Here is an 11,202-nt window from a genome sequence, read left to right as displayed (position 1 = left end):
ATTTGATATGGCGAACCCGACTACATCTCCACCTCTCGCAAACTCAATGCCATCGTACCACTCGATGTACAGCGCCTTCAAGAACAAAAAGCGTATGCGATCTACGGCGATGCGGGCATTGAGGCAAACTTCGTCGGCCCCGTCTATCCGATTCGCACCATGGAAGAAGGCGGCCTGGGTCGCGTGGGCAATATGGGCTTTACCGACTACCGCCCCGTCACAACGACCAGCGGCTGGACCTCTGTACCCTGGGAAGTGTGGATATACAAAGACCTCGGACAGGGTGCAGAATTTACATTTACCGATGAATTTCTGGGCGGAAACTTCGACTTTGCCCCCGTCCCGTCTCTAACCGAAGAAGACCTCGCCAATGCCGAATCCTCCGGACGATCGTACATGAGCGTGATTCAGCGCCTCAACGAATTTAACCCCGCCACCCTCGCCCAATCGCTCGCAGCAATAGAACCCGAATTGTACAGCATAGAAGCTCTTGACCCCCTCGACTTTTACTTCGACGCCCTCACCTTTCGGGGACCGAAAAACAAAACCGAATTACAGGTCATATTTGGCCTGCCTTTAGACAATGTGGCCCTGCTCACAGACCCGGACACCACAGTAGTCGTCGAACGCCGCACCGCGCTTATCTACCCCCGCGCCCTCAATTATCAAAACACCAAAAGCGCATTGGCCATCGACATCACCGATGATGTTCGGGACCGGGGTTTACAAGCCCTCAGCAGCGTGCGCCACATCGCCGAACCCGGCGAATACGAACTGGCTGTTGAAGCATGGCGTCAAAACACCAACCGCATTGGTGCCTATCGCCAGGGCGAACTTCGCTTACCCGCCTATCACGACAAAAGCCATCTGATGATCAGCGACATCCAGGTCGCCTCTCGCATCATCGAATCCGACCGCGCACCCGACACATCCTTTGTGCGCGGCGACCTCTACATTCAGCCGCAGCCCTCGGCAACCTTTGTCCCCGGCATGTCCATGTACGTTTACTTTGAAATCTACAACCTCAAACGCGACGAATTTGGACAGACGCGATACACCATCTCCTACGAAGTGCAAAAACGCCAGGAAACCGGTTTCGCACTCGTATCCCTCCTCGCCAAATTGGGCACAAAAAATACCGAGGCCGTTGGCCTCAGCTTTGATCAAGTCGGTACAAACCCCGACGAAAACACCTATCTCGAAATGCCCCTCACCAATCTCGCACCCGGACGCTACACCCTCAAACTCACAATCACAGACAAAAACGCCGACCAGATCACAAAAAAAGACGCTGTCTTTTTTCTTGCGGGCACCCGATAATCATCACCCCGTTCTAATCACATACGTCTCTGCCACCCGGTCGTGAATCCCCTGTCCGTCGGGATGGCGGCGTGCCATGTGAATCAACACCACCCAGACCACCGTACCGATCACCATCGCGGTCGAAGAAACCGCAGCCGATTGCGCCTCCACCTCAACCCCCTCTCCATCCGCGGGAAGCTGATACAACTCCTCTGGCGTCAACAGAGCCATCAGAATAAACAGCACAAAAACCGGCGCCCACTTCACCACTGCACGTCGAAACGTCTGCCCATAATTCAACCCACCACCCTGTGCATCAATCACGCGCAACCCCAACAACATCTTCCCCGGCGTCTGGCCCATAACCCCCACAAATACCGCGGAATACACCACAATAAAAATAAAATCCACCATCCAAACGCCCGCAGGCGACAGCAGCATATTGCGCAGAACCACCGTCAGCACCAGGTGCAAAATCAAAAAATCCAGCACCGTTGCCAACAGACGCCGTCCTATCCCGGCGATTTCGCTTTGCATCAACATATCTTCACCTTATTATTATGAATATAACTAAAAACTCAGGGGATAACATGGACCATATCTTTGACGCACAGGGCATACGACGTGCCGTTCTCGTTGGGATGGCACAACGCGGTATCTCCACGCGCAGCGCCAGAGAATCTCTCGAAGAACTCGCGCACCTGGCCACCACTGCCACCTTTGAGGTAATTGATCGCACATTGCAAAATCGCGACAAACCCGATCCAGCCACCTATATAGGTTCGGGCAAAATCGACGAACTTCGAGAAATGGCCCAAAAGAGCAATATCGACGCGATCATCTTTGACAATGACCTTTCGCCCTCGCAAATGCGCAACCTCGAAACCCATACTGGGGTGCGCATCCTCGACCGCAGCCTGCTCATTCTCGATATTTTTGCTTTACACGCACGCACACGCACCGCGCAAATTCAAGTGCAAATGGCCCACCTGCGTTATTTGCGCCCCCGCATTCGCCAGTTTAATCCCCACGCAGAACGTCGCGCAGGCCTCGGATCGGGTGAAACGCACACCGAAACCACCCGCAGGTGGATCGAACAACGCGGAAAGTCCCTCTACGACAGCCTCAAACGAGTGAGACGTCAAATGGACACAAGCCGCAAAGGGCGCAGCCATAGTTTTAACGTCGTGCTCGTTGGCTATACCAACGCGGGCAAATCCACGCTTATGCGCGGGATTTCAGGTGAAAATGTTCTGGTCGAAAACCAGCTTTTTGCCACTTTGACCAACACCACGCGCAGCGTCGATGTCCAAAGCCATCGCCCCATCTTGCTCACCGACACCGTCGGCTTTATCAACCGCTTACCGCACCACCTCTTTGCCTGCTTTCGCGCCACATTACAAGAAGCCGTACAGGCAGACCTGCTCCTTCACGTTGTCGATGCCAGCCATTCGCAATACAAAATGCAAATGATCACAGTCCGCGAAGTCCTCACAAAACTCAAAATTGATGACAAACCCGTCCTGACTGTCTATAACAAAATGGACCTCGCGAATTCTGAACGACAAAAAGAAATTGACAAACGCTGCGCAAAAAATCCCAATGCGCTTGCAATTTCTGCGCTCGACGTCGCCAATCTCGACGCGGTAAAAAATCGGATATGTGATTTCTTGGCTGCCGATGCAGTCACCCTAAAACTTCAGGTGCCACAAAGTGAAGGCAAACTCCTCTCGCAACTTTACACCCACAGCGAAATACAGACCCTGGATTATGAGGGCAACGACGTACACCTGCGCATTCGCCTCAATTCCAACCATGCCGAGCGCCTGCAACTGGACCGCTTCCTGTCTGCAAACCACACACAGGCAGATGCACTCGCTTAATCACTCCTCGCAATCAACGCTCTCGTCGTTGCAACGACAAGCCGCCTGGGCAATAAGCGCACAGTAAAAGCCAGTAGCTTACTCATCAACCCGTGAATAGCGACCCGCTTTCCCTTTTGCATAGCCCTGTACCCATACTTCGCCACATCGGCCCCCGTGGGCAATCCGCGCATATCGAACAAACGCGAACCCGTTGCACCTGCAGCGCGTTGAAAACCCGTCTCCGTCGCTCCTGGACACAGCGCAGTCACGCTCACACCAGTACCCTTTAACTCATTGGCAATCGCATCTGAAAACGACAACACATACGCCTTAGTCGCAAAATACACAGCCATCCTCGGGCCGGGTTGAAACGCCGCAGTCGAAGCCACATTCAAAATTCTCCCCCGCCCCCTCTCAATCAAACCCGGCAAAAACAACTTGGTCAAATGCGTCAGGGCGACAATATTCACCTGCAACATATCCGCTTCGACCGTCCAATCTGTCTCCGCATAAAAACCATAAACCCCAAATCCGGCATTATTCACCAGATAATCCACATCCCACCCTATTTCCCTGACCCGATCATAAACCTTCTTCGCATCGCCCTGCACCGACAAATCGGCCACAATCACCTCAGCTCTCACACCGTACTCCTCTCGCACTTCTCTCGCCAGATCGTGCAACTTATCCTCGGACCGCGCCGACAAAATCACATCAACCCCATCAGCCGCAAACACCCGCGCCAATTCCAAACCGATACCACTCGACGCACCCGTAATCAATGCTATTGCCATAAGACCTGCCTCCTTTTACCTCAATATGCAAAAAAAATCGCGCAACCGCATCCCTAATTATCTGCTTTACAGGTCCATCAATTATAACTATTCTTGTTTCCCATCCCACAATCACCGAGGCAACCATGAAACTATTGCAATTCGCACAACCCGAGCGAGGCTCTCGTCTGGGACTTGTCAAAGGCGACGAAGTCTTCGATCTTACGGCCTGTGCCCCCCACCCGGCCTCGCTTCACGACCTCTATTACCGCCACGGGGGCAACAAAAACAGTATTGCATCCACAGTAGAGGCAATCAATATCCACAATGCGCTGCGCCTCTCACTCCGCGACCTCCTCGACAACACGGACGACCCCGATCAACCGCATCTCATCAGCCCGGTAACCGCACCAACAGATGCACCGCACAAATTGCGTATCTGGCTGGCGGGCGTCACCCATGAAGACAGCGCGAAATTGCGCGAAATCGAAGCCAAACAAGCCACGGGTGACGCCGTCAACGTCTATGATCAAAAATACCGGGAATGTGCACAGGGCGGCACGCCCGAACTCTTTGCCAAAAACGACACCGCTGCCCTCGTCGGACACGGTGGCTCTATATCCCATCCCCACAACACCCAACGCCTCGTACCCGAAACAGAACTCGTAACCATCTATGGCCTCAATGCCACAGGCCAAATTGAGCGATTGGGCTACACCGGCGGTAACGACTACACCGACAACGGCATCGAAGCCGAAAACCCACTCAACTTACCCCAGGCCAAAAACTGGTCCCACGGCTGTGCCAGCCTCGGTCCCCTGATGGTCACCAACTCGGCTTATGACGACAGCAGCGTAGCCGTCTCTTGCGAAGTGATACGCAACAACACGCGCATTGCCTACAAAAAAGGGCATACCGGACAAAACCATCTCAACATGCCCGACGGACTCTTTCATCTCGAACGATCGCTCTTTTCCCGCTTACCCCTTGAACCCGACACCCTCCAAATCCTCTACTGGGGCACCCCCATAGTCTTTTCCGACGACGACCTCGAAAGCGGCTTGTGTGAAGGCGACCACGTGTGCATGACCTTTGAAGGCATTGGCCCCCTCGAAAATCCCATCACCGCTTTTCCGCAAACAAATCAACTGCAATGGCTGGACAATCACAGATGAAAAGGAGGCACTATGCACCGTTCATTACTCATCGCACTCATTCTCACACTCAGTTCCCTCATCTCTCTGATCGTCACCGCATCTTTCGCCCAAATACCCGACACCTACACCAACTTAAAAGTCCTGCCCAAAGACATCAAAAAAGCACAACTCATGCAATACATGAAAGACTTTAGCAAAGCCCTGGGCGTGCGCTGTCACGCTTGCCACAAAGGGGAAGAAGGCCAATCCCTATCCACTTATGACTTTGCCTCAGACGAAAACCCCCGCAAAGACATCGCGCGCCTCATGATTACCATGACGCAAAAAATCAATGGCGAAATCCTCAAAGACTTCAAAGAAGGACAATTCACCCAAATCACCTGCCAGACCTGCCATCGGGGACAACAAGTACCGGACGCCTGACATCATCTTCCCTCGAAAGATGCGAGATGCTCTGTTTTTTTATTATATTTTACCAACCAGTCAACTAATGACACTATTTTACTAATTAACAATATCTTATCCAGATCCCTTTCCTTAAAATCCAACATCCTCTCGCGCAAAAACACACTGTACATTTGACAAAATTCATTATCCCTCGTAAATTTCACCACAGAATTGATATTTGGATACGAGCGTATATTTCAAATACCTGTCATTGCACCACAGAACAAAGGGGTTTACCATGGCCGATTCTGTCGCACCAGGTACATTTCGCGATACCGATCCCATCGAAACCGAAGAATGGATCGAATCTCTGGCTTATGTTCTGCAAAACGGCGGTCCCGACCGCGTGCGCTATTTGCTCGACCGCCTCGAACAAGAAGCCCAAAAAAGTTTGGGCGTTGACATACCCTTTGCATCTCATACGCCTTATATCAACACCATCTCACGCGACAAACAACTGCCCTATCCGGGCGACCGCGAAATCGAGCGCCGCATCAAAAGTCTCGTGCGCTGGAATGCCATGGCCATGGTCACCCGTGCCAACAAAGAAGCCGATGGCATTGGCGGTCACATCTCCACCTTTGCATCGGCTGCCACGCTATACGAAGTGGGCCAAAATCACTTCTTCAAAGCGCCCGATGGCGATTTCTCCGGAGATCAGGTCTTCTTCCAGGGCCATGCCTCGCCCGGCATGTATGCCCGCGCCTTCCTCGAAGGTCGTCTGAGCACCGAACACCTCGAAAACTTCCGCCGCGAACTCCGCAATCCCGGCGGCCTGTCTTCCTATCCACACCCCTATCTCATGCCCGACTTCTGGCAATTTCCCACCGTCTCAATGGGACTTGGCCCCCTCGTGGGCATCTTCCAGGCCCGCTTCAACCGCTACCTCGAAGACCGCGGCCTCAAATCGACCCGCGATTCCAAAGTCTGGGTCTTCGTCGGCGACGGCGAAACAGACGAACCCGAAACCCTCGGCGCCATCAGCCTGGCAACCCGCGAACAACTCGACAACCTCATCTTTGTAATCAACTGCAACCTGCAACGCCTCGACGGTCCCGTGCGCGGCAATAGCAAAATCATCCAGGAACTCGAACAGGTCTTTCGCGGCGCTGGCTGGAATGTCATCAAAATTATATGGGGAGACGATTGGGACGCACTTCTGGAAAAAGACACCCAGGGTCTGCTTCAGCAGCGCATGGAAGAAGTCGTCGATGGTCAATACCAGAAATACACCGTCGAATCCGGCGAATACATCCGCCGCGACTTTTTTGGTACCCATCCCGACCTGCTCAAAATGGTCGATCACCTCTCGGACGAACAACTCCAAAAATTGCGTCGCGGCGGTCACGATCCCGAAAAAGTGTACGCCGCCTTCAAAGCCGCCGTGGAACACAAGGGTGCACCAACTGTTATCCTGGCCAAAACCATCAAAGGCTACGGCCTGGGCGAAGCTGGCGAAGGCCGCAACATGACCCACCAGCAAAAAAAGCTCGAAGAAGACGAGATGCGAGAATTCAAACGCCGATTTGACATCCCCATCTCCGACAGCGAAGTGGGCAAAGCACCCTTTTATCGCCCCCCCGACGACAGCCCTGAAATGCAGTACTTACAACAACGCCGCCGCGAACTCGGCGGATATTTACCCGCCCGAAGTGTACGTGCCGAACCTATTCAAGCACCCTCGCGCGAGGTATTCGACGAAGCTTTCAAAGGTACAGGCGATCGCCAGGCCTCTACGACCATGGCCTTTGCGCGCCTGTTTGCCAAACTCGCCCGCGACAAAGACATCGGCAAACTGCTCGTCCCCATCATCCCCGACGAAGCCCGCACCTTTGGTATGGATTCCCTGTTTCGGCAACTCGGCATCTACTCGCACATGGGGCAGATATACGAACCCGTTGACGCGGGCAACATCAGCTACTACCGAGAAGCCCAGGACGGCCAAATTCTCGAAGAAGGCATCAACGAAGCCGGTGCCATGTCCTCATTCATCTGCGCTGGCACAGCTTATGCCACACACGGCGTCAACACCATCCCATTCTACATCTACTATTCCATGTTCGGCTTTCAACGCGTGGGCGATCTCATGTGGCTGGCCGGCGATATCCGCTGCAAGGGCTTTCTCTTAGGCGGAACAGCCGGGCGCACCACGCTCAACGGCGAAGGTCTCCAGCACGAAGATGGGCACAGCCACATTCTCGCCTCATCCGTTCCCAACTGTATTGCCTACGATCCAGCCTATGCCTACGAAATTGCCATCATCATCCAGGACGGCATCCGACGCATGTACCAGGAACAGGAAGATGTTTATTACTACATGACCCTGGGCAATGAAAACTACGAACACCCCCCCATGCCCAAAGGCGTTGAAGAAGGCATTGTCAAAGGCATTTATCCGCTCAAAAAGCACAGAATGCAACAGGGCCAGCACAAAGTTCAGCTCTTTGGCAGTGCATCCATCCTCCGCGAAACCCTGCGCGCGCAAGAAATTCTCGCAGCCGAATACAATATTTCTGCCGACGTGTGGAGCGTCACCTCATACAAAGAATTGCGGCGAGACGCGCTCGAGACAGAGCGGTGGAACATGCTACACCCAACACGACGCCAAAAAAAGCCGTATATCGTCAAAGTACTCGAAAAAACCGATGGCCCGATCGTCGCCGCATCCGATTACATGAAAGCCCTGCCCGAAATGATCCGCCCCTGGGTGCCCGAAGACCTGATGGTCCTCGGCACAGATGGATTTGGGCGCAGCGACACACGCCAGGCTCTGCGTCGGCATTTTGAAGTTGACGCCGAATGCATCGCTGTGGCCGCGCTTCACGTCCTGGCAAAACAGGGCAAAATCAAACGCGAACAGGTCGCCACAGCCATCGACGAACTCGGAATAGACCCCGAGAAAATCGATCCGGTATCGGCAGGCCCGGTCACGACGTACTATTAACTCAATCCGCGATTAAGGAGGTCTTGTGGCAACCGAATTTAAACTTCCCGATCTCGGCGAAGGTGTAGAAGCCGGCGATGTTGTCAGCGTACTCGTTGCCGAAGGCGACACCATTGAAGTCGATCAGAGCGTAGTCGAGCTCGAAACCGACAAAGCCCTCGTTGAAGTACCCAGCAGTATTGCTGGCACCATCACAAAAATACACATCAGTGCTGGAGACCGCGTGCCCGTAGGCAGCTTATTGATCTCCGTTGAAGAAGGTGAACAACAAGCAGTCCCCGAGCCAGAAGTCGAAGCACCAGTTCCTGCACCAGAAGAAGAACCCGAACCCACCGCCAGAGCACCCGAACCAACACCTTCCGCACCCAGGCCACCTGCACCCACATCAAACGGCGACCCCATTCCCGCAGCCCCATCCACGCGGCGGCTCGCGCGAGAGCTCGGCGTAGATCTCACCCAGGTCGCTGGCTCAGGTCCCGGTGGACGCATATCACAAGACGATATCAAAGCCGCTGTGCGCGACCGGCAAACGGGAAGTTCTGTGTCTGTTGCGCCCTCCGAATTGCCCGACTTCTCGAGATGGGGCAACATCGAACGCCAACCCCTCAGCAAAGTTCGGCAGATTATCGCAAAAAATATGAGCCAGGCCTGGCAACAGGTGGCTCATGTCACACAATTTGATCGCGCAGACGTCACGGACCTCGAAGCATTTCGGCAGCGCAACAAAGAAAAAACCGAAGCACTGGGGGCCAAACTGACGCCAACTGTCCTCGCGCTAAAAGCAATCATCACCGCGCTAAAGACCTTTCCGCAATTCAACGCCAGCCTCGATGCGGGGACCAATGAAATTATACTCAAACACTACTATAACCTCGGCATCGCCGTTGACACCGAACGCGGCTTGCTCGTTCCCGTCATCAAAGACGTCGATCGCAAAGACATCCTGGAACTGGCTCTCGAACTCGGCGACATCAGCAACCGCGCGCGCACCGGCAAAATTGGCCTCGACGAATTGCAAGGCGGCACATTCACCGTCACCAACCTCGGCAGCCTGGGCGTGGGCGAATTTACCCCCATCGTCAATCACCCCGAAGTTGCAATATTGGGATTTGGACGCGCAAGAGAAGAAGCCACCGTGCGCGAAGGCCGCATTGAACCCCGCCTCATCATGCCTTTGGCGCTATCTTATGATCACCGCGTTATTGACGGCGCCGATGGTGCGCGATTCATGCGAAAAATCGTCGATGCGCTCGAAAACCCGGAACTCATGCTCATGGGCGGATAAACTGGAGAAATCACATGGCCGAAACGCACAAAACCGATCTCCTCGTAATCGGCGGCGGTCCCGGCGGATATACAGCGGCCTTTCGCGCTGCTGATCTGGGCCTGCAAGTCACCCTCGTCAATGCCGACGACAACCTCGGTGGCACCTGTTTATTGCGCGGATGCATCCCATCCAAAGCCCTGCTCCACGTTGCCGAACTCATCACCGAAGCCAGTGAAGCCAGAACATATGGCCTCACCTTTGGCGCCCCCAAAATCGATCTGGACGCCCTGCGAGGCTGGAAAGACAACATCATCACCCGCCTCTCGACTGGCCTGTCTGGCCTGGTGCGCCAGCGCAAAGTCACCCATCTGACGGGCTACGCGCAATTTGAGAATTCTCAAAGCGCGTCCATCACAGGTGATGGGGATATCGACCGCGTCGAATTTGAACACGCCATCATCGCCACGGGCTCACGCCCTATTATCCTCCCAATTTTTGCGCTCGACACACCGCGCATCCTGGACTCGACAACAGCACTCGATCTCGACGAAATACCCAAAAGCCTTCTCGTCGTTGGCGGAGGCATCATCGGCCTCGAACTCGGCAGTGTCTATGCCGCATTGGGAAGTGCCGTCACAGTCGTCGAAATGACCGACACCCTCTTGCCCGGCACCGACCCCGACCTCGTCAAACCCCTCGAAACCCGATTGCGTCAGGCATTCAGCGCCATACACACCAGCACGCGCGTCACGCATATCGAAGAAGTCAATACCGGTATTGAAGTACACTGGGAAGGCGAAGAATCGAAAACATCTGAAATATTCGACCGCGTACTCCTCTGCATTGGCCGACGCCCAAATACAGATAATATCGGCCTTGAAAACACGGACATTGTACCCAACGATCAGGGATTCATCGAAGTCGATTCACAAATGCGTACAAACGACCCTCGCCTCTTTGCAATCGGCGACGCCGTTCCGGGCCCCGGCCTCGCTCACAAAGCCGCACACGAAGGCAAAATCGCCGCCGAAGTTCTCGCCAGCGAACCCGCGTCTTTTGACGCACTCATACCCTCTGTCGTGTACACCGATCCCGAAATTGCATGGGTGGGCCTGACCGAAACCGACGCTCTCAAACAAGACCGAAAAGTCGCTATCGTGCGCTTCCCCTGGGCCGCCTCTGGCAAAGCGCATGCCATTGGACGCATCGAAGGCCAGACCAAGCTCATTGTCGATCCCTATACCCAGCGCGTACTCGGCATGGGCATCGTGGGACCCCATGCGGGCGACCTCATCGCCGAAGGCGTACTCGCCATTGAAATGGCTGCCGTTGCCGAAGACATTGCCCACACCATTCACCCGCACCCCTCGCTTGCCGAATCCATCGGCATCGCCTCAGAAATCCACCTCGGCTCCGCGACCGACGTGTACATGCCCAAAAAATAGCT

Annotated in this window: 9 protein-coding genes; 7 read left to right on the top strand and 2 right to left on the bottom strand. The window is 54.3% G+C overall.

The features are described from left to right. Positions 1-159: 159 nt before the first annotated feature. Positions 160-1,320 carry a hypothetical protein gene (locus OXH16_13585; protein ID MCY3682426.1) on the top strand — a complete coding sequence of 387 codons (1,161 nt, stop codon included), beginning with the start codon at positions 160-162 and terminating at the stop codon, positions 1,318-1,320. A gap of 3 nt (positions 1,321-1,323) precedes the next feature. Here the strand turns inward: OXH16_13585 and OXH16_13580 are convergent, their stop codons facing one another. Continuing rightward, positions 1,324-1,845 (bottom strand): RDD family protein, encoded by a 522-nt coding sequence (locus tag OXH16_13580; protein MCY3682425.1) that lies wholly within the window; start codon positions 1,843-1,845, stop codon positions 1,324-1,326. A 47-nt stretch (positions 1,846-1,892) separates the two neighbouring features. Between OXH16_13580 and hflX the strand changes: the two genes are divergently transcribed. Continuing rightward, positions 1,893-3,185, top strand: coding sequence for a GTPase HflX (gene hflX / locus OXH16_13575; GenBank protein ID MCY3682424.1), 1,293 nt, complete (start codon positions 1,893-1,895; stop codon positions 3,183-3,185). On the opposite strand, the gene OXH16_13570 is transcribed toward hflX, so the two are convergent. Continuing rightward, positions 3,182-3,961 (bottom strand): SDR family oxidoreductase, encoded by a 780-nt coding sequence (locus OXH16_13570; protein MCY3682423.1) that lies wholly within the window; start codon positions 3,959-3,961, stop codon positions 3,182-3,184. The two genes, hflX and OXH16_13570, sit on opposite strands and share 4 nt — an antisense overlap. 125 nt (positions 3,962-4,086) lie before the next feature. Here OXH16_13570 and OXH16_13565 point away from each other — a divergent pair, with 125 nt between their 5' ends. The 5 genes from OXH16_13565 (at position 4,087) to lpdA (ending at position 11,200) form a co-directional block, all read left to right on the top strand. Then, entirely contained in the window at positions 4,087-5,115 is a 1,029-nt protein-coding gene (locus OXH16_13565; GenBank protein ID MCY3682422.1) for a fumarylacetoacetate hydrolase family protein, read from the top strand. A 12-nt stretch (positions 5,116-5,127) separates the two neighbouring features. After that, positions 5,128-5,520, top strand: coding sequence for a c-type cytochrome (locus tag OXH16_13560; GenBank protein ID MCY3682421.1), 393 nt, complete (start codon positions 5,128-5,130; stop codon positions 5,518-5,520). A 262-nt stretch (positions 5,521-5,782) separates the two neighbouring features. Continuing rightward, a complete protein-coding gene (gene aceE, locus OXH16_13555) occupies positions 5,783-8,488 on the top strand; it encodes a pyruvate dehydrogenase (acetyl-transferring), homodimeric type (protein ID MCY3682420.1) in 2,706 nt (901 codons plus the stop codon). Between the two features lie 25 nt (positions 8,489-8,513). Further along, entirely contained in the window at positions 8,514-9,773 is a 1,260-nt protein-coding gene (locus tag OXH16_13550) for a 2-oxo acid dehydrogenase subunit E2 (GenBank protein ID MCY3682419.1), read from the top strand. 14 nt (positions 9,774-9,787) lie between these two features. Then, positions 9,788-11,200: a dihydrolipoyl dehydrogenase gene (gene lpdA / locus OXH16_13545; protein ID MCY3682418.1), complete on the top strand. Its 1,413-nt coding sequence runs from the start codon at positions 9,788-9,790 to the stop codon at positions 11,198-11,200. The last annotated feature ends 2 nt before the right edge of the window (positions 11,201-11,202 follow it).

The sequence above is a fragment of the Gemmatimonadota bacterium genome, assembly GCA_026705765.1.
Classification (GTDB): domain Bacteria; phylum Latescibacterota; class UBA2968; order UBA2968; family UBA2968; genus VXRD01.
This window is presented reverse-complemented; position numbering and strand designations above follow the sequence as displayed.

Coding starts and splice junctions, on each gene's coding strand:
- aceE (MCY3682420.1), top strand. CDS start 5,783: ATGGCCGATTCTGTCGCACCAGGTACATTTCGCGATACCGATCCCATC.
- OXH16_13585 (MCY3682426.1), top strand. CDS start 160: ATGGAAGAAGGCGGCCTGGGTCGCGTGGGCAATATGGGCTTTACCGAC.
- OXH16_13570 (MCY3682423.1), bottom strand. CDS start 3,961: ATGGCAATAGCATTGATTACGGGTGCGTCGAGTGGTATCGGTTTGGAA.
- OXH16_13565 (MCY3682422.1), top strand. CDS start 4,087: ATGAAACTATTGCAATTCGCACAACCCGAGCGAGGCTCTCGTCTGGGA.
- lpdA (MCY3682418.1), top strand. CDS start 9,788: ATGGCCGAAACGCACAAAACCGATCTCCTCGTAATCGGCGGCGGTCCC.
- OXH16_13580 (MCY3682425.1), bottom strand. CDS start 1,845: ATGTTGATGCAAAGCGAAATCGCCGGGATAGGACGGCGTCTGTTGGCA.
- hflX (MCY3682424.1), top strand. CDS start 1,893: ATGGACCATATCTTTGACGCACAGGGCATACGACGTGCCGTTCTCGTT.
- OXH16_13560 (MCY3682421.1), top strand. CDS start 5,128: ATGCACCGTTCATTACTCATCGCACTCATTCTCACACTCAGTTCCCTC.